Consider the following 23,605-nt stretch of genomic DNA (forward strand, 5'->3'; position numbering starts at 1 on the left):
GTAGCGGAGAAAATGCAGTCTTGACTTTTTCTTTTTGGTATCTTTTTCTTTTGTGTCAAGACAAAAGAAAAAGTACATAATAAAACGAAGTTTTATATTTAATTTTCAACGAATTATGCAAAACGAAGACGATTTGCGTGGACTCGCCAAAGTCATGGAGTTCATGCGTGCGATAAGCATTTTATTTGTAGTCATCAATATTTATTGGTTCTGTTACCAGTCCGTCCGGGAGTGGGGCATCGACATCGGCGTGGTCGATAGGATATTGCTCGGCTTCCAGCGTACCGCCGGGCTGTTCTCCAATATCCTCTGGACGAAGCTCTTCGCCGTGCTGTTCCTCGCCCTTAGCTGCCTCGGCACAAAGGGTGTGAAGGAACAGAAAATCACGTGGCGCAGGATCATCCTTTGCGGCGTGTCCGGCTTGCTGCTCTTTTTCGGCAACGGGTGGCTGCTCGCCCTTCCTCTGTCGCTTCCGCCGGGCACCGTGCTGTATATCGCCACCCTCACCGCCGGGTATATCTGCCTGCTCATGGCGGGACTGTGGATGTCCCGCCTGCTGAAGACCGACCTGCTCGAAGACGTGTTCAACGTCGAGAACGAATCTTTCATGCAGGAGACCGAGCTGAAGGAGAACGAGTATTCCGTCAACCTCCGCACCCGCTTCTGGTTCAGGGGCAGGGCGTATGACGGATGGATCAACCTTGTCAATCCCTTCCGTGCGACGATGGTCTTGGGCACGCCCGGTTCGGGCAAGTCCTATGCGATAATCAACCAGTACATCAAACAGACCATCGAGAAGGGCTATTCGCTCTTCCTGTATGATTTCAAGTACCCCGACCTCTCCGAGATAGCCTACAACCACCTGCTCGCCCATTTGGACGGCTACAAGGTCAAGCCCAAGTTCTACGTGATAAACTTCGACAACCCGAGGGAGAGCCACCGCTGCAACCCCATCCACCCGGACTTCATGACCGACATATCCGATGCCTACGAGAGTGCCTACACGATTATGTTAAATTTGAACCGCACGTGGATTTCCAAGCAGGGCGACTTCTTCGTGGAATCGCCTATCATTCTGTTAGCCAGTATTATATGGTATCTCAAAATCTACAAGAACGGCAAGTATTGCACCTTTCCCCATGCCATCGAGTTCCTGAACCGCAAGTACGCCGACATTTTCCCCATCCTCACCTCGTACCCGGAGCTGGAGAACTACCTTTCTCCCTTTATGGACGCATGGGAATCCTCGGCGGTGGAGCAGTTGCAGGGGCAGATTGCCAGTGCCAAGATACCGCTTTCCCGCATGATTTCCCCGGCGCTCTACTGGGTGATGACGGCGGACGATTTCACCCTCGACATCAACAATCCCGAAGAGCCTAAAGTGCTCGTAGTCGGTAACAATCCCGACAGGCAGGGCATTTACGGGGCGGCGTTGGGACTGTACAACTCCCGCATCGTGAAGCTCATCAACAAGAAGAAACGGCTCAAATCCGCCGTGATTATCGACGAGCTGCCCACCATCTACATGCGTGGGCTGGATAACCTGATTGCCACCGCCCGAAGCAACAAGGTAGCCGTCATGCTCGGCTTTCAGGATTTTAGCCAGTTGAAGCGTGATTACGGAGACAAAGAGTCCGCTGTGATTTGCAATACGGTCGGCAATGTCTTTGCTGGTCAGGTAGTTGCCGAAACCGCCAAGACACTGTCCGAGCGTTTCGGCAAGGTCTTGCAGAAACGGCAGAACATGACCATCAACCGGAACGAAACCTCCGTCTCCATCAACACCCAGATGGACAGCCTTATCCCGGCGAGCAAGATTTCCACCCTCACACAGGGTATGTTCGTCGGTGCGGTAGCCGACAATTTCGACGAGCGCATCGAGCAGAAGATTTTCCATGCCGAGATTGTCGTGGATAACGAGAAGGTCAGGCGGGAGACCGCCCGCTACGTGAAGATACCGCAGATCATCGACTTCACCGACAAGGACGGCAACGACACCATGCAGCAGCAGATCGACGCCAACTACTACCGCATCAAGAGCGAGGTCAGGCAGATTGTCGCTGACGAGATCGGGCGCATCAAGGCAGACCCGGAGCTGTCGCATCTGATTAAGGACAAGTGAGGATAAAAATACCCCGTCGGCAAGAACAAGCCGGCGAGGTCCTTTTTATCGGGTATGGTGTTTTTCGGCATGAAGTAATGGTTAAGTGGGCAAAATACATTATTTTTGTAATGATATGGATAAGGACAATCGCAAATACCGGTTCTGCTTCATCGACTATATGTGGTATGTAGCCGAGATATGGCACGAAAGGGAGCATACCAACCTTAACGGGCGTATGCTGTTGCTCTTTTGCTGGCTCTTTGCCATACTCGTACCGCTTGGAACACCGTTGATGTTTCGCTATTTCAGTTGGATTGTTGCTTTTGCCATAGTGATGATGCTCTGCTTTCTTCCCGACTTATTCTGCCAGCTCCGCTACACAGCCGGGCGGCGTGAAGCACTTCGTGAATATTACGGAAAGATGAAACATCCCGGCAGGAAGCTCGCCAAAATAGTCCTTATCGCTATCGCCCTGACCGTGGTGAATGTCGCACTGATGTTTCACCTCGGATTTATACATTGGGCATGATGAAACGGCAGGAGAATAAGCATCGGTTCTATCTCTGGGATTACTTACATATCGGCTAATTTCCATTTCACGGCAGAAGTCGAAACATCATCATCTATATATGCTTGCAAATAGGAAGCCAAGTCTTTATATCGACTTTCGCCATTACAATCATACACCCATAATTCCGGTTCTTCCGTACCGTCAAACCAGATTAGACAAATCATTTCATAACTGTTATCACTTGCGGCAAAAATAGAAACTCTGTTAAGTGCAAATAACCCGGTTGCATGATCTTCCCAATTACCCATTGAGGCTTTTACATTTCGAACAATTCCAGCCAACCGTTCATCATCTGCACCTTCACTCCAAAAACTTTCCATTTCTTCCGTATCAAGCCAATCTCCATGTGTGGCATTTAGCCATTTACCGAATAACTCATACCTGACTTTCAACATAGGAGAGTCTTTTCTATAAACACCACTTTCAAGAGTCGGCACACCCTTGTGAAAGTCGATAACCTTACTTGTTTGAGGATTATCTTCCAAAGTAATAACTATATCAAGTAATTCTTTTATCGTTTTCATTTCCTTTCTATTTGATGCTAATGTCCGGTGGCTAACCGACCTTTTCAGGGGAGGGTAAGCCGCTTGTTATCGTCTATATTTTCTCAACAATCCAAGTTACTCTAAAATATATCCATCATCTATCATCTGTCGTACTCTTTCAGATACATAAACATTATGAATCTTGTCTATTTTTATTGCTATAAAATTTCTCTTTATCCAAAGATAAAAAGCATTTTGCCATTTTAAAAATTCATTACTCTTAGAAAGTAATACTCCATCTGTTAAATATTTAGTAATTCCAGATATATTACCTCCTACAATTTTTTTATTTGCCACATCTATATATGCTCTATCAAAAGTCAATATATCACTAATCATAAAATTAGGTGTAAATATCTTTTCAAATGACACAGCGGATTCTATTTCTTCAATTTCTACCGAATGTTTTTCTTTGTACACAATTACTCTATTCCAATCATTTTCATCAAAATCACTAATTTGTATGGGTCTCAAATCAAATCCAGACAATGGCATTGCTGATATAAATATCTGTTTCTCTCTAAAATATTTGTCCAAAAGATAATAATCTTCTTTTATACAATATAATTGAATCTGTTTTGCATTCATATTTTAATTTTGTTGATGCTAATGTCTGGCAGCTAATCGACCTTTATGGGCGATTGAGGTGCATGTTACTGATACATTCTTTTAATTCTTATATCCTTTCTAATTCATATAAAACTTCTTTCAGTAAGTCATATTCTTTATTATTCAAATCTCCATGCGCTAATAATCCGCAAAGATTAGAATATATCTTATCATAGATTTGTGGATCAGCATCATTCTGGAAGGAATGTATTAGTTTCTTATAAAACTCATTCCTACTTTCCGATAGCTCTGTCATTTGCTCCAATTTTCTAATAAGTTCTTTCGTATTCATTCTTATCGGTAATGTTTGGCAGCGTTCCGCTTATTCAGTCGGTTTGCTGCTTGTTAGTTTGATTATTTATTTGATTTTTCAAAATATCGTAAGACATTTCTATATAATGCACCACATTTGTCTTTTTGATAATATGACTTGGCAAGTTCTATGGCTCTCGCCTTATTGCCAGTCATACTATACATCGTAATTATGCGAAGGATAGAACCTTCTTTTGAAGTCCACCAAATATAATCCTTATTATTCTCAAAATCTGTAAGCAAATCTTGAATTGTTGTTTTTTTATCAAGAAAACTTAATATTTCCTTGAATGGCAAATCATCAAGATTGAATATATCAGGGAGATTATCTACTGAACACAAGTCGAACGAAACAGCTTCTTTACCTGAAATAAAACCAGAATTAATGTTAAGAACTATATTAACTTTCTCAAAATTCCTTTTTGCATCGACCAAAACAGAAGCCATCTTTTCAATTTTTGGCGAATTATAAAATAAGTGAATACTAATATAGCCAATCCCATCAGTGAATCGGGTATTAGTAGAGGAATTTATCAGAATTGTTTGCTTAAAATCTCCTATTTTACGATGAAAACACATCTTAGTTTTGTTCCAACTATATCCCATTTTGGAGAGGGCTGAAACAAAACATTGTTCCAATACATTCCGTATTGCTATTCGTAATTCCTCTGCTTTCATATTCAAACTAATGTCTGGCGGATAACCGACCTTTATGGGAGATTCATCCGCTTGTTATGCGCTTTATTTAATAATACAATTATTTTCTTTTATAAAATGACTTCCTTCAATATCTTTTGATGCAGTAGGACTTATTTTTATCTTAGTCCTATGCACATTTTCACCTATTGTAATCGTCAGATTTCTACATAATTGCTTTATCCTTTCTACTACCACTTGGTACACGTCATTATAATTTTCCAATTCATTACATAGTATTTCTCTATTTTCCTCTATTGAATATATTTGCTTAGGGTACTCTAATTGAACCCCCATTATATTCTCCGGAAAATTTATGTAACTGAATTTAGTTTGTAACTTACGTTCTTCATCAAGATAGAAGGCAAATAGATTGAACCCGACGCAAGGCTCTATGAAATCCGCTGTTTTATACCATAATCCATCATTTGAATCTTGAAAGGGGACTTTATACGCACTCTTACTTAGATTGTTTGAAAAGCCCGTGAGCAAATTGTCGATTACAATATGCTCGATTTTTTCACCGGACGTTAGTAAACGGTAAAAAAATTCGTAATCCCTTACAAAATTTGCAAAGTTACTTTCTATATAATCCGCAGGTACTCTACGGTTGTATATCACAATGTGAAATCCTCGCAAAATGTCTTTCAATTCTTGCGGTGTAACCAAGAACTTGTAAGTATGCCATCCTTTTGGATAATATTTCATGCTCATATTGTATTAGTTTCTAAGCGCATAATGTTCGGTGGATAATCGACCATTAAGGAAGATTGATCCACTTGTTAGCTGCACTTATTCCAATTTATAAATAAGCCCTTTTATTGTACTTGCAATCAATATTTCTTTATCATCAGGAGAGAATGAAATATTACCATAGCCGATATTTGATAATTCAGCCAATATTTCCATATTAGGGAACGTACAAAGTTTTAGATTATCTTCTTGATATAAGGCAATCATCTTGTTGTTATGCGAAAGTTGTATATCCAAACAGCCTTGTTGGTGTTTAATTGGCAGTTCTATATTTAAGGGCAAAATGCGAAAAGCAAGATTGCCTTCTTTCGCAAAGTATAACACTTGCTCTAAATATTCACTATACAGAAAATTTGCATCGTCCAAATCGCAGAATGTTTGTTCAAATGTTCTGTTGTTCATATCAAACCAAAGATAGAAGTACCGATTCTTTTCACTTGTCCCTTCTTCCGGTCTGCGAAACCCGTCAATGAAGTATAATTGGCGTGAAGGGATATAACATATATGTTCATACACTTCTCTCATATCTTCACGGAATCTCGTTTCCTTTCCGTTTTCAATATCATAAACTGATATATAGCCGTATGGAAAATCATACCCCAAATTAATGACATACTTGTTATCATGTGAAATACAAGCGTCACCATCACCATTTGAACTGCCTATTTTCGGTTTAAGTTTGCAACGGATTGACATGGTTGCTAAATCATACACAACAAGTTTGCGGTCATTATTTTTAGCCAAGAGCAAGTTGCTGTCGTCTGAAAAGAAAACAGATGCATCGCCTACTTCTTTGAACTGTGCTAAATGCCGATATGTTTCATTTTCAAAGATGTTTATCTGACTACTATTAACTTGTGCAATCAAATGTTTGTCGTCTGACATCTTTAGAAAATATGACTTCTTAAAAGTTTGTATCAGTTCCATACTCATTATTTTTTTAATTTGCAGCTAATGGGATGTAGATAGCAACCTGTTCGGGTTGCTTATCTACTTGTTGGCAATATTTTTATTCTAATTTAAAATACCATTCCAAAAAAGAATTAAAGTCTTTCCATTGTGGTAATAACTTTCCATTCTGGAAATTGATTAGTTTTTCGCCTAATTCAATTTCAATAACTTCCTCTGTTTTACGATTATAAAAGAAACCACCTTCTGCTTCAAAACTATCTAATGGGAGGTACTCATCTGGTAACTTTAGGATATTCCGAGCAGATTCGATAGCATAACTCAAATCGTCCGAATAAATACTGAACCAACATACATTATACATTTCACTATGCCGCCCAAGAAATGTCATTTCAGTAGTATGTAAATTGAAAAATGCAAAATCGCTATTCAAATCAATACCTAAATTGATTAAAGCAGTTTTGTATTTTTCATCTTCCTTTTCTGAATAAATGCCTTGTTGTTTCAGATGCTCTATTATTTTATTGCTCAACATAATTGAATGGTACTTTATTCATTTTACATTTTATTGCTAATGTCAGGCAGCGTTCCGCTTTAAGCGGTAGGGCTGTTTGTTACTAACTTTTACACATTGAATATAGATTAATTTTATTTTTGAATATTTGTTCCGATTCTTTATATCCTTGCATTTTATAATATTCAAGTAAAATATCCGGATGCTTATTCAGCAAATAATAATCTATTAAACAATTCGCAACATCAAGATAATCATGCGTTTTACAACGCTGCTTATATTCGTCTTCCGAGATTTCAAGTTCATTTAATATATAATCTCGCTCCGACTCATCTATAACAATTTCTTCGTTTTCCCACTCTAAAAGCACGTATTTGCAAAAAGCCCTAAAACTATCCGATAAAAGATAAGTATATAAATCTTTTATTGATAATTCTTGAAAGTTACACTTACAAATCAAAGTATTACATTCGGAGATGTAATCTTCAAGGTTATCAATTCGTGCTTCCTCCCAAAAGTCATTTTCTTCACAAAAATGAAGTTGTGGCAACTCTTGTTGAATTGTTTGCCATAGTTCCTTCAATTCTTTACTTTGAAGTAGTCTTTCAATTTCTATTCGATTTACCATATTTCTTGCAAGTTAGTAGTGTTCGGTGGCTAACCTACCTTTGGGGAGATTAAGCCGCTTGTTATTGTCGATTATTCAATTAATGTCGTTATTATTCTTTCAAAATCAGAGAATGATATTACAAATCCAACATCCCAACATTCATCATCTTCACCCAAAATAATACAAACAATATTATTCTTTTCTTCATAATTCCAATAAATAGGAACTGACAAACAAGTAGCTCCAGCCTTTATTGATTTTCTTTCAGACCAATCAGCTTCTTTAATACCTTTATGCAAGGTTTGAATATCCTCTTTTGAAAGACGTAAATTTAACTCCCAGTTTGAACCTTGCAATTTCAAACCAGTAAATTCCTCATATTTACAACTACTTATATTTATATTACTTTCCATAATTCTATTTTTCGACAATAATGTTTGGCAGCGTTCCGCTTATTCAGTCGGTTTGCTGTTTGTTATCGGTCTATTTTCTTCTACTTCAATCTTTCCTCCAAGTTTTTCAATTTCTTTTCGGTATTCATCCACGATTATAGAGTTTCCTATTCCAAGTAGAATTTTATCTTTTGAACAAAATTCCTTAATTTCACTCAATGGAACAGAAAATTTCTTTTTTAAATACAGCATAATTTTAGGAAATTCATTTCCTTTATCGACAAGATATATATTGTAGATTTTAGGACTAATGATAGTCAGATAATCCCCTAATTCTGTATTTTCAAATTGAACGAACTCGGAAATTGGTAATATTGCATAGCGAAAGCAATCTGATTTTGTGTCACAAAATACAATGGCATATCCGTCTTTGTTAAGTTGCATATTCATATCTCGAAATAACAAAGGCAAATAATCCCCACGGTGAATTTTCTCCCAATCCAAAGACGCCTCAAATTTCTTAGTGTTCCATAAGAAATGTTCTATTCCATAATGTTTCAACATCATCGTAATGGATCGCTTAACCTGCCCGGGATATTCCTCACCACTCCAATCAATAACTGCCATTCTACGAGAAGTTATAGCAAAACAAAGCATAATATCCACTTCACTTAATTCATTATCATCAGAGTCTATATCGTACCATCCTTTTTCAAACATTTTCCTATGTTTGAGGATAAAGGTTCTCTTATCTACATTGAACAACTGAATCATTTTCAGAAACTCATCATATTGTTCTTTTAATAAGACTTTTGTGAATGATTGAAGTTTATTATCCATATTTGCAATTTGAAATTTTGACCGATAATGTCCGGCGGATAATCGACCTTTCTGGGGAGATTGAGCCGCTTGTTATCTGCCACTATTCACTTTGATAAGTTTCAACTACATACAAATCAACGTTAGGATAATCGTTTGAAACTTTGTTCAAAACAGCTTTTACATCATCCCATTTTAATCCTCCTAATCCAGCACCGATTGCAGGTAAGGCTATTGCCGTTACATTATCACCACTGGCTAACTCAAGCATCTGTATCAGTGCCTTTTCGATATACTCTATTTTAGCTCGTGTTCGCCACGTTGCTTGAGTGCCAAGATTATATATATGCCCGTTGCCATAATCATAATCAAATACATCTCCGGGGCAAAACTTGTTTTCTTTGCACAATAGCTTATATTCAAGATACATATCTGGATATTTGTCTTTGAACTGCACGGCAATGCCTTTACCCATTGCACCGGCGCAATTACATCCGTGCGCATAACTACTTACACCCTCAATGCGGAATATGTCGCCTTTCTCAATATACCTAATCATTGTTTTTTCTTTTTTATTGTTATTTTATTCTGGCAGATAATGGCTTGGAAAGGAACGCCGTTTAGGAGTTAGCTTTCCTTGTTATCAATTTTATATTCTTCATATTCAAGAAACGCAGTATCAATATCTCCTTCTAATAGGTAGTAGAAACAATCTTGTATCATATCAACCCATTCTATGATTTGCTTTTGCTGCTCTTGTGTAACAAAATCAGCTCCGTCAATCCACCTCCTGCCTAAATGTATTATGCTATATACATCACTTAGTAGGGTTTGATTGATCGTTGGCTTCATAAAATCATCTGCAAGAACTTTAAGACATTCCATTATCTCGATAAAATTACACTCATATAGTTTTCCTTGAAATGGACGAAGTGAACCAAGAAATCCATTTTCCCATTTCTCATTTTCTATATCATTGTTTTTACAAGAATGGAAACTTAATAAAATATATGCTTCTTCTTTTGTCATTGCGTTTCTGTTTAATTATTGATAATGTCTGGCGGATAATCGACCTTCGGGGAGATTAATCCGCTTGTTAGTGGTCTATTTATAGAATAATATTGCGCCATGAACCATTGAACCAGCGTTCTTTCGCATTGTCTATTCTCCAAAGACCTTTTTTGCGGACTAAAACAAATAAATATTTTGCATCAAAATCATTCTCTGTTTTGAAATAGACTTCTGCACGGTTACTATTTTTGAACACAACATTAGCTTCAATGCATTTTTCTATTCCGTCAAATTTAGTTGGACAACCGAAAGAACCGGCTCGTCCACCGTAGACTCTCTTCTTGTCTGAACAATAAGCCGTAAAGACGGGTAAGTATTTCTGTTCGTACTCTTCAAACAAATCAGATGTTGATATTCCGCCGGCTTCTTGTTTCAAGAATATCTCCGTTTCTATCCGATTCATGGTACTGGCATATCCCAATACCAAAGAAACTAAATATGACTTTAGTTCACTTTCGTTTCTAAATTCTGCTTGTTGAAGATTTATTTGTTCCATATATTTCTTTTTTGTGACCACTAATGTCCGGCAGCGTGCCACTTGTTCAGTCGGTTTGCTGTTTGTTATCGTTGTTAAAGAATCTTCTTACATCATAATTTGCGATAGTTCTTGCCAATGATTTAGGAGATACTCCATTGTTGTTCTCTATATCGGGATTAGCTCCATTTTTCAAAAGGTGTTCGATAAAAAAGCCATCTCCCTTGTATTGCATAACAGCTTCCCATAAAGGAGTATTACCATTTGCATTTTGCATATCTATATCTGCATTATGATTCAGGAGTAATTCAAAAATACCTTTCAACTGATATTGAACAGAAAGATATAATGCAGTGCGTCCGTCTTTCCTTTTTTCATTTATATCCAACCCTTTTTTTACAAATTCGGGTATAATTACACCTGCGGGATGTACGATACTCTTGTAATTCATTATATAGTAATGAAGTAGATTACTCCCATATTTATCTTTACTATTTATGTCATAATCTATTAGAGCTTGTATAAACCTGTTTGAGTCATCACTCAATAATTCAAGTTTCATATCTTCTATTGTTCTCATTTCTTTGATTCTAATGTAAACAACGATAATGTTTGGTGGCTAACCGACCTTTTCTGGGGAGGTTTAGCCGCATGTTAATCGTCTTTATTGGATTGAATGTATTATTAAAGATACTTCGTCTTTTTGGTAATGATAAGTTTTTATTATACAAGATGTTTTTTGTAGTGATAAAAACACTTTAACCGATGCTTCACAATAGGGAGACAAAGAATCAAATAGGACTAATTCAGTAGAATCCCATTTTACTTCAACTTCTTCTATCGGTTCTGCCCCAGTTACTATATCATTCTCCAGAAGTTTTTCCACCGTTAGATAATCGGGAGCATACTTCCAACGAATTATTAAAATTGCTCCATCTTTATTTACTATGCGTGTAGCCATCGGTTCATCTCCCATTACCAATAAGACATGATTGTCTATATAGATTTTCCCCAAGTAATCTGTTACGCTACATATAGCATTGTAGTTTTCTTGACCCTTCCATTGATGGGCATATTGTTGCTCAACAATGACAAATGGGCTTCCTGATGTTTCAATCCAATTATTCATATTTTTTCTCAGCGATTAATGTTAGCGGGGAACGCTGTTAGGCGTTATCACGCTTTGTTAGCTACCTCTTTTGTATTTTCCAATTCTTCAATGGTTCTCAAACACATTCCTTTAATGCTTTTGTTTGAGGATTTCTGATAGACTAAACGTAAACTGTTTAGAATATCTATTCGTTGATTATTTGTCATAGTACCACCAAAGAAATGATTGTCGCCGTTAGCAACTCCGGTGCAATGCCGTCTTATTCCCAGTGTAATGTGACTTATAGTAAGCAAATCTCTTTTCTTCAACATTACATTACAGAATATGTCCCATACATCATTATCCCCCATATATCCAATTATAGAACCTGACATTTGGCGGACTATCGCACTTGAATGATGTGCATATTGTTTTGCAATCTCATAAGCTCGTTGCTTAAACTCCACACAAGAGGATTCTTTTGCAAAATCTTTAGCATAACAGCCGTGATCTATATATCTTTCACACACCATAAGCAATATTAATAAATACTCCCAAAGTAACTTTTCTTCTGTTTCTTGATGTAAAACCCGAATTAACTTTTCTCGATTCTCCGAAGATAAAAACCAAGTTTGTACACTTAACGTATCACACGTTTTTCCGAACAGCTCACTACGAGATGCCATAGATATAAAGTTTATACATTTTTTTCGTTGTACTACATTTTCAGATTGTAGCTCTTCCAGTGCGACATCCAATGTTTCTTTGGTGTACTTATACTTTCTCATTTTAATTCAATTTTACATGGTAGCTAATGGGTTGCAGCTTGCCGCCGTTAAGGCGGAACAGGTGCTTGTTATACACATTTTTATACATAGTAATAATACCAATTACTATTAAAATTGGTATCAAAATTTTCTTTACTATCCAACTTTACATGGAAATTTTCTTTTGTGAAAAATCCAAATTCATCATAGCGATTCAACAAACCTAAATACATTTCCGACCATATATCTATAAATCCTCTTTCTTTATATTGTCTTACTTGCTTATCCTCATACAAGAAAAAAACAACATTAGCCAAACAGCGAGAAATATCCCATAAATCATTACAATGTAATTTTTCTTTTAATTCCAATATTTCAAGTTGAGTAATGCTATTATTAGCTTCCTCTTTTGCTAATGTTTCAAATGCTTGATAGGATAGATAAATGCTATCGGCTTTATTTTCTATATTCGCAATTTGTTTGAATTTATTCAATATCGTATTTCTTTTTCGAGAATCGACAACAAACCGTCCTTTATAAAAATAATTTACTTCATTTTCATATTTGAACCAAAGAGTAAGATTAATAGAATCTTCCCCTTTTGCACATATCACATTGATTACTTGTACAGAAAATCGTTCCTGTATAAAATCGGCAAGTTGAGCATATTCTTTATTCATGCTTTCTTGTCCGAGTAGAACTCTTTTGGTTTGTTGAAAATCGTTATCTGTCATTTCTTTATGTGTATAATGTTTGGCGGATAATCGACTGTTATAGGAGATTTATCCGTTTGTTATGCGCCTTCTTATTGTGGATATTCAAGTTTCAAACTCTTTCCATCCAATGCAACCGCATCACTAAGGGTAATCCTGAGCTTTTGTTCTTCCGAAAATCCGATGGTTTCGCCATCATTCAAAGTTACATCGCAGTCTAAAACATATGTAACTATATCAAGCAGAAAATCGCGAACATCATTCAGATCGGCATTGGCAGCATAAACTTCCATTTCTTCTTTACCAAATTTTCTCATTCCGTAGGTATATATACCTGCACATTCTTCGGTGCGATATACGCCAAACCACACCCAATCCAATATAGGCAATGCTTCATTATCTTGCTGCATTACAGATGCAACATCACAATAAAACTGGGGATAGAACACAGTTCCATCAGTATAGACAGCAATGGCTCTTTCTTGTTTAAGGCATGAAGAAACGACTTTTGTAAATAGTTTCCCTCGTTCCAATAGATTGGCATCCTTTCCCAATACAGAAACCATGAGATGTGCCTTGTGGCTTTTAGTCACTTCTACTGCATCTTTCCACATGTAATTTGCTCCTGCATAATGTTCCGCCTCTTGATTAGGAACAGGTGCAGGCATAATGGCTACTGCAAGTGTAACATCTCCCATAACAGCTACCAACGCTTCTTCATTGCCGTCATATGGAATTTCTATGTTCCAATCTGCCTTGCAGTCGTTGATGAGTTTTTTAATATCCCATTCATTTTGTGATAATAACACAAAGGCTACAAAAGCTCCAGTTGGATAATTTTCTTCTTTCATATTCTTATTGTTTTTATATTATATCTTTGGTGCATAATGTTTGGTGGCTAACCGACCTTTCAGGGGAGGTTAAGCCGCTTGTTACTAACATTTTATTGTGTCAATTCATTATTAGTTTTACAACAGACCAATGACATTTGCAACAATATATATTGTCGCTATGTTGTTCTATACCTTCTATATCTATCATTGGAAGTTGTAATTTCTTTCCTTTCATCACAATCTCAAACTCATTGAAATGCCAATCTTTAAGTTCTTGTTTTTCTATTGTGAAGCCACAACTCTGTAAAAGTGTTGTAAGCTCTATTATAGGATTGCATATTGATTTGTATTGACACATATTATTTTTTCCTTGTTAGTAATGTTGGGTGGCTAACCGACCTTTCAGGGGAGGTTGAGCCGCTTGTTAGTGTCATTTTTTATCTTATTCTCAACCAATTAATGAACATATCTGTAAATGATTGGGATAAAAATCTATTCTCAGATAAGTCTAAATCTCCTAATGGTTGTAAAAAAATAAAAGTAGGTTCTCCAAAATAAAAACCGATACAATTATCGCCTCCATCAGTGCCAATAACCAAAGATTTTTTCGACAAATACTTTTGTATTTGGTATTCTTTGTTCAGTTGCATCAAATCTTCAATCTTCCATAATGATAAATATTGACTACCAATATTACCTTCTCCACCATTACTCCATAACATAAATTCCTTATAATCATCGGGTAATGGAAACAACTTTCCCACACTCAACATTATTTGTTGATCACATGGAGGATTGGAGTGCCAACTTTTATTGATTTTTTCTATTATCTGTTTCATTATAATTTTATATGACACTAATGTTTGTCAGCGTTCTGCTTTAAGCGGTAGTGCTGTTTGTTAGTGATTCATTTATGTTCTCAATTTCCATATCAAGAAAGGTTACATACCATTCTATAAATGATATTCTTTGCCCATCTTTTAATTTCGGTACAAGTCCACTATAATCAGCTCGTCCATCAAACCAAATATGTCCTTTTTCATTTCCATTCACCACCAATAGAAATGTACATCCATGTCCGAAATGACTTATTTGCAGACAGCCTGCAATATGTGCGGTACTAATATACGCATTAACAATTTCCGTTTCCGGGTATCCCTCGTTCCAATTAAAGGAGGTTATCCATTCTTCATTCCAACTATCTTGATATGGGAATTTTTCATTCAAGGAAATATTAGGTTTGTCTCTTAATTTGAAATCAACAATAGCTTTATCAAGAGGCAATAATCCATATCCCGGTCCAAAACCTCCATTTCCTATTTCAGAAATAAAAGTTCTGTAATCATCAGGAAGAGTTATACAATGTTTATGCTCAAACTCCTTAATATCTTCTTCAGATAGACAAGGATTATAAGATACCTCTTGTTCCTTTACTCCAAAAGATGCAAATTCTTTATGGCGTCTTATGAAAGCCAATTTTTCTAATATTTCCTTTTTTTGATTCATAATCACTAACATGTAATTATCAGCGGTTTTCGCTGTTATTTTCTTATTTAACTATCTCATTATCACCTTCAAGAATATCATCCAATGGAGTGCGGATGCTGCTCTTGAAAGTGTCGGCTATATGCACGTACATTTCCGTCGTTTTCAGTTGGTTGTGCCCCAACAGCTCTTTTACGATTTTCAAGTCCGTGCCTTGCTCGATCAGATGCGTGGCGAACGAGTGTCGCAACAGGTGGGGGTACACCCGCTTGGTGATTCCGGCTTCCTTCGCCGCCTCTTTCAGCTTCTTCGACACGATGCTCTCCGTGAACGGCTCGCCCTTGTACCGCTCGAACAGCCATTCCTGCGGCTTGTACAGCTTGGCGTACTCGGTCAGCTTCCTGACAAGGGGCTTCGACAGCAGCGTGTAGCGGTCTTTCCTCCCTTTGCCCTGCCGTACCCGTATCAGCGAACGGCTCACGTTGATGTCGTGGGGCTTCAAGTCCAGCAGCTCGCTGATTCTCAACCCGGCGGAGTAGAGCAACGAGAACATGCAGAACAGCCGGATGTCCGGACCGGTTGCGTCAAGGATGGATTTTATCTCCTCCTTGCTCAGCACGTCGGGCAGCGTCCGTTCCCGTTTGGCTCGCTTTACCTCGTAACATTTCCGTTCCTGTCCCAGCACCTTCTCGAAATAAAACTTGATCGAGTTGATGCGCAAGTTCTGTTGGCACGACGAGATCCTCCGTGTGTCAATCAGGTGTACGATGTAGGCGTTGATTTCTTCCGGTCGGATGTAGCGAAGGTTTCTTCCCGCAAAGTATTGCTGGAACTCCCTGAAATAGACAGTGTACGCACGGACGGTATGCTCGCTGTACCGCAGTTGCCGCAGCGTCTCGGCATAGCCGGGCGGGATGGCGGGGCTGGTTTTCCCGCTCTTCTTGGGCAAGGTGTTTTTCAGGGCGGAGTAATTGATATACGCCGTTTCCACATGGCGGTCGAAAAAGCCGGACAGGTCGAAGCCTTCTTCCGGCAGGTAGGCTCTGTCCCCCTCGAACCGCACGCCCTTCTCTTTCGACAGCGACAGCCGGATGGCATCGTCCTCGTCGAACTCCACTTCCACGTATTTCTGCCCGTCACGGATGGCAGGTGAAAGCGTTATTCTCGGTTTGCTCTGATAAACTTTCATACGCATCGCATGGGTGGCAATGACAGACCGTGTCCCTCATTACCCATATTTTACAAATATAGAGAAAACAACGAATTATCGCCGTTTTCCGGAGGAAAAAAATGCGTGTGGGGCATGATTTTTTTGTATTTTTCACAGGAAAGGGCTGCGACAAACCTGCGAACCGGACGACAAGTGCGGACAGCCCGCCCCGGACTTGCACGTTCCCCGTGTTTCTCCCTCTATATTTACGCCCGGTTTCACTTGAGAACCAATAGTATTCACCATTTAAAAACATTAGATTATGGACGAACGACCGGACAGCAGCCAGCAGTTGATGGACATCCTGCTCGTCATGGACGAGAAAGGCACGCTCCAAGCCGTCAGCGGAGTAAAGGACGGCGAGTTACAGACCAAGAACCCGCTGGAGGACAACAACGACCTCCTGCGGGTGGATCGCCACGGCGATATGTTTTCGAATTTCTTTTCCAACCTCTGGAACCAGTTGAAAGACCCGACCCGCTTCCACTTCTTCCGTGTGCCGGAAGAGGAGGTGCAGCGGGTAGCCGCCGATTTCCGGCAACGGGAGAGCCAGTCCGTCAAGACGGGCGAGCCGCTCGTTGCGCAGTACGAGGTGCAGCCGCCCGTGCAGGCGCAGCAGCAGACCCAAGCCGGGCAGCAGCAACAGCCGGAGGGTGCGCCGCAGCAGTCCGCCGGGCAGACCGAACAGAACCCGCAGTACAAGTACCGCCCGGAGGACATCGACTGGAACAGCCTCGCCGCCCTCGGCGTGCAGCGGGAGCAGATCGAGGGCAACGGGATGCTCGACCAGATGCTCCGGGGCTTCCAGACCGACAAGACCGTCCGGGTGCATTTCCACTTCGACGGCATCTCGCACAGCAACGACAGCCAGCTCTCGCTCAAGCCCGGCACGGACGGCAGGCTGACCGTGTGCAGCCACGGCATCCTCGACCCGGAGAAGATGCAGAAGCAGTTCTTCGGCTACGACATCACCGACTCCGACAAGCAGGTGCTCCGGCAGACGGGCAACATGGGGCATCCGGCGACTGTCACCAACCGGGCGGGCGAGCAGGTCGAAGCCCTTGTCAGCCGCAACCTCAAGACCAACGAGCTGGTCGCCTTCCCGCTCTCCAAGGTCAATATCCCGGCGGAGAAGAACGGGCATACCTTCACCCCGGACGAGATAGCCCGGCTCAAACAGGGCGAGGCGGTGGTCTGCCAGTTCCTTTCCAGAGCCAAGGAGGGGGAGCAGCCCAAGCTCTACCCGGCACCCGTGCAGTTCAGCGCAGCCAAGATGCAGCTCGAATTTCTCTTCGGCGACCGGGGCAGGCTGGCGATGGATGCGTACAAGGCGAACCTGAAACAGACCGCCAATCAGGAGGTACCGAAGACCTTCCGCAAGCAGGAGCTTACCGAGAAGTCCCGCCTCGAACTCGAAGCCGGGGGAACGGTCAAGGTCTCCGGCTTGGTGGACAAGAAAGGAAAAGCCTACCAAGGCTACATCACATGGAAGCCCGGCGAGAAGCCCGCCTTCATGTTCCCCAAGGACTACAAGGCGGCGCTCGAAGAGGGGCGTGTCAAGCCCGCCGTGGAGAACGAGGTGCAGGTGGCGGTCAATTCCGAGGGCAAGACCGTCGAGGCGACCCGCAACCTGAAAGAAGCCCTGCAATCCGCACAGCAGCGACCCACCGGGGAGCAGAAACAGCAGCAGGAGCGCAGGCAGGAGCAGAAAGAGGACCGGAAACAGGCACAGAAGCAGGAACAGCCCGACAAGCCCAAGCGCAGCCGGGGTGTCCGTCGATGATTTCCCCCGCCATTCTGTAAATGAATTACCCGGTTATCCCGTCCGAGCGGCGGGATAACTTTTGTCAAACCGTTAAATTTTAAAGAAATATGATTACAGCAGTCATCGCTGAAAAGCCTTCCGTAGCGAAGGATATAGCAAACGTGTTGAATGTCCGGGAGCGGCACGATGGCTACCTCTCAGGTAACGGCTACCTCGTTACCTGGGCGTTCGGCCATCTCGTCCAGCTCGCCATGCCCGAAGCATACGGCTACACGGGCTTCCGGCGTGAGAACCTGCCCATTCTGCCGCAGGAGTTCAAGTACATCCCCCGCCAGATACGGGAGGGCAAGGAGTACAAGCCCGACCCCGGCGTGCTCAAACAGTTGAAGGTCATCAGGGAGGTTTTCGACCGTTCCGACCGTATCGTCGTGGCGACCGACGCCGGGCGTGAGGGCGAAGCCATTCATCGGTACATCTACAATTACCTTGGCTGCCGCAAACCCTGCCTGCGCCTCTGGATCTCCTCGCTGACCGACCGTGCCATCCGGGAAGGGCTGGACAACCTCAGACCCGGCAGCGACTACGACAACCTCTACCGTGCCGCCGAAGCCCGTGCCATCGCCGACTGGGAGATTGGGCTGAACGCCACCCAAGCTCTCAGTATCGCCGCCGGGCAGGGCATCTACTCCCTCGGACGGGTGCAGACGCCCACCTTGATGATGATCTGCTCCCGTTATCTGGAGAACAGGGATTTCACCCCGCAGACCTATTTCCGGCTGAAGATCACGGCGGAAAAGGACGGCACGCCCTTCGCCGCCATCTCTGAATTGCGTTACGAAACCCTTCCGGCGGCAAACGCCGCCCTCGCCGCTGTAACCGCAACGGGGACGGTGCAGGTTGCCGACGTGCAGCGCAAGGAGGTGAGCCAAGAGCCTCCCTTGCTCTACGACCTGACCGCCTTGCAGAAAGAGGCGAACGGCAGGTACGGCTTCTCGGCGGACAAGACCCTCTCCGTCGCCCAGTCGCTTTACGAGAAGAAGGTGCTGAGCTACCCCCGTACCGGCTCCCGCTACCTCTCGGACGATGTGTTCGACGAGATACCCGACCGCATCGCCCTGCTGGAGCGGTACCCGGCTTTCGCCGCCCATGCCGCCGCCCTGAAAGGGGCTTCGCTCAACCGCCGCAGCGTGGACGCAGGGAAAGTTACCGACCACCATGCGCTCATCATCACCGAGTGTCTGCCCGGCGAGCTGTCCGCCGACGAGCGCACGGTGTACGACATGGTAGCCGCCCGCCTGCTCGAAGCCTTCTCCGCCCGTTGCCTCAAGGATGTTACCACCGTCTCCTTCACGGCGGGGAACAGCGTGTTCACCGCCAAGGGAACGGTCGTCAGGTCTGCCGGATGGCGTGCCGTGCGTGGCGAGCGGGACGAGGACGACGAGGGAACAGCCGCTTTGCCGCCCTTGCAGCCCGGCGAGTCTTTCCCCCTGCAATCGGCGGAGTGCGTGGAGAAACAGACCAAGCCCCGTCCCCTGCACACCGAGAGCAGCCTCCTTTCGGCGATGGAGCATTGCGGCAGGGAGTTGCAGGACGACGAGCTGCGGGACAGCCTGAAAGGGAACGGTATCGGCACGCCCGCCACCCGTGCCTCCATCATCGAGACCCTCTTTGCCCGTGACTACGTGCGCCGGGAGAAGAAGAGCCTCGTGCCGACCGACAAGGGGCTTGCCGTGTATCAGATAGTAAAGGACAAGCGCATCGCCGATGTCGAGATGACCGGGCAGTGGGAGACCGCCCTCGCCAAGATCGAGAGCGGGGAGATGAGTCCCGACACCTTCCGCAAGGGCATCGAGGTCTACGCCGCCCAGATTACCGAAGAACTCCTGCAAGTGCAGGTATCTGTGGCGGACGGCGGACATATCCCGTGCCCCAAGTGCCGTTCCGGTCGCATCCTCCTTTACCCGAAGGTCGCCAAGTGCAGCAACGTCGATTGTGGGCTTACCGTCTTCCGTGGCAAGGGGGAGAAGCAACTCACCGACAGCCAGATTACCGACCTTGTAACCAAAGGCAAAACATCCCTTATCAAAGGCTTCAGGAGCAGGGAGGGCAAGCCCTTCGATGCGTACCTCACCTTCGACAAGGACTTCCGCACCGTGTACGGGTTCCCGCCCCGCACGGACAAGCCCAAAGGAAAGGAGCGCAGGCGATGAACGGCATCGGTTGGATCACCGTGGCGGAAGCCGCCCGGCTCTGCGGCACGGACGAGCTGCGCATCACCCTCTGGATGAACGGCAACCACATCGCCTACGCCCGTTTCGACGGCATCCTGATGATCGACGGCGCATCCCTTGCCGCCCTGTTCAGCCGCAACCGGGTCGCCACCATCTACGAAGACGTGGCGCAACAGCGGGGCAAGCCCGGCAGACCGGGCAGGCTCCGCCGCCTGCTCGATACCCCGCTCGACACCTTCGGCTTGTCGCAGCGCATCGTCCGGGCGTGCCGGGAGTTGGGCGTCTTCACCGTGGAGCACCTGCTCGTCCACCTCCGCCGCTTCCGCTTCTCCCGCCTGTACTGTGTCCGCAACTTCGGCAGCGGATCGGCAGCCGAGACCCTCCGGCGGCTCCGGCAGGACGGCTTGACAGACGGCGGCAGCCCACGGGATTTCAAGGTCTTGTACCCGTAAAGGCTTTTAAGCACAATTGTTAAAAAACAACCATGTAGTTCTCTTGTAAATTAATAATATAGTTAATAATATACTGATCTACATTGTAATATAAATAAAATGTATAACTTTGCAGACCAATTTGAATGTAATGGCGACTAAAAAATACTCTCTGGCTATTGAGAAAATAGATGAAGTAGCAAAAGAATTTATTGCTGCCCGCCCTGCTTATACGCTTCACATAAAGGAATGTAACCAAGGAAAGCAAAAGCAGATAGAGATTATCAATATAAAAAATCAGGAAAAAAGCACATTAAATTGTTTTATTACTGGTGGACAAGTTTCTCATAATATACAAGGCAAAAATGGAACTTTGAATGGAATTTGCAAGGATTGTTGGGAGTATATTGTGGAACAGACTGCGATACCGGATATGGATCAAAAATGCTTCAAATTGAAAGGTGTAAGGAGCGATGATTTTGATACATTGATTTCAGCGGTAAAAGAATATAATAATGTTGTTGTTTCCGAAGTAAACACGGATAAGAGTCCGAACATCCGGAACCAATATCATCTGAAAGGGAAATACGATGCTAAGGTTTCTGTTATCTTTTATAATAACGGAACATTAATGGTACAAGGATGTATCACATCATTTTATGTGGAATTTATAACCGAAGTGTTGCAAGCTATATCTTCCATTCCTTCCGAAGCTATAGAAGAAGTGTTTGCTATCCAAGCACGTGCTGGCTATGCATTAGACAACGACCTTAGCAAGTATATTGGAAACAGAGAGCATATTGATGGAAGTGTGATAGAAAACTTTATCAATACTTCAATCAATTTGGCTAACTCTGCGGTTAAGGTGGATGATTATGGATGTTATACTTTTGGCATTTTGAAAGCGTTAGATGCGGTATTGCGCACTCGTCTTTTGGAAGATGCGCCTGATTTTGACGAATACGGGACATATTTTCAGAAAAATAATAGTGGGGCGTATTGCTTTAAAAGTGGTATCGGAACGTATGACAACAATCTACATTTGAAGCAGGCTTTGGAACAAGGATATTCATTCTTCAATCAACATAGGCACTCGACATTCCATGTGGACAGTTTTAATGTGGAAACAAGTAGAACCCTTGAATACGATGAAGCCGTAAACATTATTAAGGACTGCCTTGTTATTATTAATAATATATGTAATAATTGGTAAAATGGAAAATAAAGAATTTCAAATAATCCCCTTGCAAGGACGGAGCTTGTTAGTGGTTATTTTATCGTCAGAAATGACGAACTACTACTGGAAAGAGCTTCAGACTGAATTGGCAAATCTCAACATTGCCGATGCAGAGGTCTATTTTGATTTTCTGTACCGCAATGGATTAAAAAATAGATTCTTTAAGTCTAAACTTAAAGGGATGATGTTAATTTCCAATTCATTAAGAAAATGTGAGGCACCCAAAGAATATATCAAGGTTGCCGATACTTTTTTTGCTTCACATTCTAAATGGATTGACAGTAGTGTATTGTCTTCTTTCCAAAAAATCTTTTATAAAAAGAGAATTATTGACACTCAGTCATTGCCAACGGCATTGTAATGTTTGTCAGTTACATATTATACAACAAAGGTGCATCATTGATGCACCTTTGTTATTTTGTACCTCAAATTTAGGCAACGGTATTACCTAAATTTAATATTCTTTTGTCTTTCAAAGAATTTACCTTATCTTTGCACCAATAGAACCCGCCAAGCCTCTTGATAATGCTCAAATCGGCGGGTCGTTTTTTTATAACCCGTCATCCTTTCCTGAATGACCCAAGCCACTTTTCAGTGGCTTTTTGCATTTCATGGGCATACCCTTCCGTACACCGTCCGGATTTTCCCGTCCTCCAATACCTTGCTCGACCGCACGACCCACGTCCTGTCGTCATTCAGCCCGCACTCCAGTGCCTTCTCACCGCCGCCGACCAGTACCGGCACGGTTATCACCACGATTTCGTCCGCCAGCCCGTTATCCAAGAGCAAAGCCCCGGTTTCCGCTCCGTAAGCCGTTACCGTACCTTCGCCGTCCGCTTTTATTCCCCGCAGTTCCGCTGCCGCATCCCCTGTAACAAACCGCACCCGTTCCTTCTCCGTCAAATCAATACAGCCGTCCGTCACGACCAAAGTTTCTTTTGCCGTGAGCGGCCAGCCCAGATGGTTCAGGTAAATGCGCAGGTAGGTTTCCTCGTCGATCAGCACGCAGCCGGAGGCGTCCACCGCCGCATCGAAATACTTGTCCGATCTGACCGGACAACCGTCAATGGATTGGTACACGTGCAAGGTAATCTGTTTCATATCAATGTGTTTTTAAGGATTATGTCCGCCTCGCACCCAAAAGAACGGCGTGAACTCACGCTATTCCGGAATAGAGGCACTGGTATACCCGACAAACAGAATAGGTAAGCGCACGCCGTATAAGCATACAGCATGTGCATTACACCATCCGTCCTGTTTGTCAAAAATTACCAGTTTTCTATTCCAAGACGTTCAGCGAACGTACAATATGTATATCAATCCCTGCCTGTTTCCAAGCCGGGCATGAATCTTCTATGTCACGACAGCGGGCGTGCCCGAAAGCACCGCCTTCTGTCTTCGTGGAGCAAAGATAGCGAAACTTCCCGAATAACAAAACAATAGCCCCGCCTAATCTCACGATC

General features: G+C 42.8%; 30 protein-coding genes. 7 read left to right on the top strand and 23 right to left on the bottom strand.

The genetic code is table 11. From position 1 onward, the window contains the following. The first annotated feature begins 115 nt into the window (after positions 1 to 115). Both mobC and NBH01_RS11420 read left to right on the top strand, forming a co-directional pair. A complete protein-coding gene (mobC, locus tag NBH01_RS11415) occupies positions 116 to 2,122 on the top strand; it encodes a conjugal transfer protein MobC (protein ID WP_250700108.1) in 2,007 nt (668 codons plus the stop codon). 115 nt (positions 2,123 to 2,237) lie between these two features. Then, a complete protein-coding gene (locus NBH01_RS11420; RefSeq protein WP_250700109.1) occupies positions 2,238 to 2,633 on the top strand; it encodes a hypothetical protein in 396 nt (131 codons plus the stop codon). A gap of 44 nt (positions 2,634 to 2,677) precedes the next feature. On the opposite strand, the gene NBH01_RS11425 is transcribed toward NBH01_RS11420, so the two are convergent. The 21 genes from NBH01_RS11425 to NBH01_RS11525 form a co-directional block, all read right to left on the bottom strand. Next, a complete protein-coding gene (locus NBH01_RS11425; protein WP_250700110.1) occupies positions 2,678 to 3,199 on the bottom strand; it encodes a hypothetical protein in 522 nt (173 codons plus the stop codon). 96 nt (positions 3,200 to 3,295) lie between these two features. Next, on the bottom strand, positions 3,296 to 3,808 hold the full coding sequence (locus NBH01_RS11430; RefSeq protein ID WP_117978564.1) for a hypothetical protein: 513 nt from the start codon (positions 3,806 to 3,808) through the stop codon (positions 3,296 to 3,298). A gap of 88 nt (positions 3,809 to 3,896) precedes the next feature. Further along, the gene (locus NBH01_RS11435) at positions 3,897 to 4,121 is read right to left on the bottom strand and encodes a hypothetical protein (RefSeq protein WP_029427360.1); all 225 of its coding nucleotides are present in this window, start codon (positions 4,119 to 4,121) and stop codon (positions 3,897 to 3,899) included. Between the two features lie 62 nt (positions 4,122 to 4,183). After that, positions 4,184 to 4,819: a hypothetical protein gene (locus NBH01_RS11440; protein ID WP_250700111.1), complete on the bottom strand. Its 636-nt coding sequence runs from the start codon at positions 4,817 to 4,819 to the stop codon at positions 4,184 to 4,186. Between the two features lie 63 nt (positions 4,820 to 4,882). Beyond that, a complete protein-coding gene (locus NBH01_RS11445; protein WP_130059725.1) occupies positions 4,883 to 5,545 on the bottom strand; it encodes a hypothetical protein in 663 nt (220 codons plus the stop codon). 84 nt (positions 5,546 to 5,629) lie between these two features. Continuing rightward, positions 5,630 to 6,517, bottom strand: coding sequence for a WD40 repeat domain-containing protein (locus tag NBH01_RS11450; RefSeq protein WP_173023026.1), 888 nt, complete (start codon positions 6,515 to 6,517; stop codon positions 5,630 to 5,632). 82 nt (positions 6,518 to 6,599) lie between these two features. Then, positions 6,600 to 7,034, bottom strand: coding sequence for a hypothetical protein (locus NBH01_RS11455; protein WP_009017704.1), 435 nt, complete (start codon positions 7,032 to 7,034; stop codon positions 6,600 to 6,602). A gap of 82 nt (positions 7,035 to 7,116) precedes the next feature. Beyond that, the gene (locus NBH01_RS11460; RefSeq protein ID WP_117543499.1) at positions 7,117 to 7,641 is read right to left on the bottom strand and encodes a hypothetical protein; all 525 of its coding nucleotides are present in this window, start codon (positions 7,639 to 7,641) and stop codon (positions 7,117 to 7,119) included. Positions 7,642 to 7,712: 71 nt separating this feature from the next. Then, on the bottom strand, positions 7,713 to 8,036 hold the full coding sequence (locus tag NBH01_RS11465; RefSeq protein WP_055168130.1) for a hypothetical protein: 324 nt from the start codon (positions 8,034 to 8,036) through the stop codon (positions 7,713 to 7,715). Between the two features lie 39 nt (positions 8,037 to 8,075). Continuing rightward, positions 8,076 to 8,855: a DUF6630 family protein gene (locus tag NBH01_RS11470; protein WP_055168134.1), complete on the bottom strand. Its 780-nt coding sequence runs from the start codon at positions 8,853 to 8,855 to the stop codon at positions 8,076 to 8,078. Positions 8,856 to 8,937: 82 nt separating this feature from the next. Next, the gene (locus tag NBH01_RS11475; RefSeq protein WP_029427323.1) at positions 8,938 to 9,393 is read right to left on the bottom strand and encodes a macro domain-containing protein; all 456 of its coding nucleotides are present in this window, start codon (positions 9,391 to 9,393) and stop codon (positions 8,938 to 8,940) included. A gap of 68 nt (positions 9,394 to 9,461) precedes the next feature. Further along, complete coding sequence (locus NBH01_RS11480; protein ID WP_117513271.1) at positions 9,462 to 9,863, bottom strand: hypothetical protein; 402 nt, start codon at positions 9,861 to 9,863, stop codon at positions 9,462 to 9,464. A gap of 79 nt (positions 9,864 to 9,942) precedes the next feature. Further along, the gene (locus NBH01_RS11485) at positions 9,943 to 10,401 is read right to left on the bottom strand and encodes an NTF2 fold immunity protein (RefSeq protein WP_117795615.1); all 459 of its coding nucleotides are present in this window, start codon (positions 10,399 to 10,401) and stop codon (positions 9,943 to 9,945) included. A 46-nt stretch (positions 10,402 to 10,447) separates the two neighbouring features. Continuing rightward, complete coding sequence (locus tag NBH01_RS11490) at positions 10,448 to 10,960, bottom strand: ankyrin repeat domain-containing protein (protein WP_007558978.1); 513 nt, start codon at positions 10,958 to 10,960, stop codon at positions 10,448 to 10,450. Between the two features lie 84 nt (positions 10,961 to 11,044). Further along, positions 11,045 to 11,509 carry an Imm21 family immunity protein gene (locus NBH01_RS11495; protein WP_018665639.1) on the bottom strand — a complete coding sequence of 155 codons (465 nt, stop codon included), beginning with the start codon at positions 11,507 to 11,509 and terminating at the stop codon, positions 11,045 to 11,047. Positions 11,510 to 11,556: 47 nt separating this feature from the next. Next, the gene (locus tag NBH01_RS11500; protein WP_070782543.1) at positions 11,557 to 12,258 is read right to left on the bottom strand and encodes a hypothetical protein; all 702 of its coding nucleotides are present in this window, start codon (positions 12,256 to 12,258) and stop codon (positions 11,557 to 11,559) included. An 80-nt stretch (positions 12,259 to 12,338) separates the two neighbouring features. Further along, positions 12,339 to 12,971 carry a hypothetical protein gene (locus NBH01_RS11505; RefSeq protein ID WP_122141435.1) on the bottom strand — a complete coding sequence of 211 codons (633 nt, stop codon included), beginning with the start codon at positions 12,969 to 12,971 and terminating at the stop codon, positions 12,339 to 12,341. A 71-nt stretch (positions 12,972 to 13,042) separates the two neighbouring features. After that, positions 13,043 to 13,801, bottom strand: coding sequence for a DUF4261 domain-containing protein (locus tag NBH01_RS11510; RefSeq protein WP_117978568.1), 759 nt, complete (start codon positions 13,799 to 13,801; stop codon positions 13,043 to 13,045). A 419-nt stretch (positions 13,802 to 14,220) separates the two neighbouring features. Further along, a complete protein-coding gene (locus NBH01_RS11515; protein ID WP_032581400.1) occupies positions 14,221 to 14,622 on the bottom strand; it encodes an SMI1/KNR4 family protein in 402 nt (133 codons plus the stop codon). A gap of 40 nt (positions 14,623 to 14,662) precedes the next feature. After that, positions 14,663 to 15,289, bottom strand: coding sequence for an SMI1/KNR4 family protein (locus NBH01_RS11520; protein ID WP_032851662.1), 627 nt, complete (start codon positions 15,287 to 15,289; stop codon positions 14,663 to 14,665). A gap of 43 nt (positions 15,290 to 15,332) precedes the next feature. Further along, positions 15,333 to 16,463, bottom strand: a complete 1,131-nt coding sequence (locus NBH01_RS11525) for a tyrosine-type recombinase/integrase (protein ID WP_172884490.1) — start codon at positions 16,461 to 16,463, stop codon at positions 15,333 to 15,335. A gap of 277 nt (positions 16,464 to 16,740) precedes the next feature. Here NBH01_RS11525 and NBH01_RS11530 point away from each other — a divergent pair, with 277 nt between their 5' ends. The 5 genes from NBH01_RS11530 to NBH01_RS11550 all read left to right on the top strand — a co-directional run bounded on the left by NBH01_RS11530 (position 16,741) and on the right by NBH01_RS11550 (position 22,503). After that, on the top strand, positions 16,741 to 18,261 hold the full coding sequence (locus NBH01_RS11530) for a DUF4099 domain-containing protein (protein ID WP_008627643.1): 1,521 nt from the start codon (positions 16,741 to 16,743) through the stop codon (positions 18,259 to 18,261). Between the two features lie 89 nt (positions 18,262 to 18,350). After that, the gene (locus NBH01_RS11535) at positions 18,351 to 20,453 is read left to right on the top strand and encodes a type IA DNA topoisomerase (RefSeq protein WP_250700112.1); all 2,103 of its coding nucleotides are present in this window, start codon (positions 18,351 to 18,353) and stop codon (positions 20,451 to 20,453) included. Then, a complete protein-coding gene (locus NBH01_RS11540) occupies positions 20,450 to 20,926 on the top strand; it encodes a hypothetical protein (protein WP_008627641.1) in 477 nt (158 codons plus the stop codon). The genes NBH01_RS11535 and NBH01_RS11540 overlap by 4 nt, the downstream gene beginning before the upstream one ends. Before the next feature lie 109 nt (positions 20,927 to 21,035). After that, the gene (locus NBH01_RS11545) at positions 21,036 to 22,118 is read left to right on the top strand and encodes a type II toxin-antitoxin system RnlA family toxin (protein WP_009040055.1); all 1,083 of its coding nucleotides are present in this window, start codon (positions 21,036 to 21,038) and stop codon (positions 22,116 to 22,118) included. A 1-nt stretch (position 22,119) separates the two neighbouring features. Next, positions 22,120 to 22,503: a type II toxin-antitoxin system RnlB family antitoxin gene (locus NBH01_RS11550; protein ID WP_005647599.1), complete on the top strand. Its 384-nt coding sequence runs from the start codon at positions 22,120 to 22,122 to the stop codon at positions 22,501 to 22,503. Between the two features lie 248 nt (positions 22,504 to 22,751). Here NBH01_RS11550 and NBH01_RS11555 read toward each other — a convergent pair whose 3' ends face one another. After that, a complete protein-coding gene (locus NBH01_RS11555) occupies positions 22,752 to 23,243 on the bottom strand; it encodes a dihydrofolate reductase family protein (RefSeq protein ID WP_008627633.1) in 492 nt (163 codons plus the stop codon). A 178-nt stretch (positions 23,244 to 23,421) separates the two neighbouring features. Further along, entirely contained in the window at positions 23,422 to 23,601 is a 180-nt protein-coding gene (locus NBH01_RS11560) for a hypothetical protein (RefSeq protein WP_050427868.1), read from the bottom strand. Between the last annotated feature and the right edge of the window lie 4 nt (positions 23,602 to 23,605).

This window comes from Bacteroides sp. B1-V-101 (assembly GCF_023656585.1).
Lineage (GTDB): Bacteria > Bacteroidota > Bacteroidia > Bacteroidales > Bacteroidaceae > Bacteroides > Bacteroides thetaiotaomicron.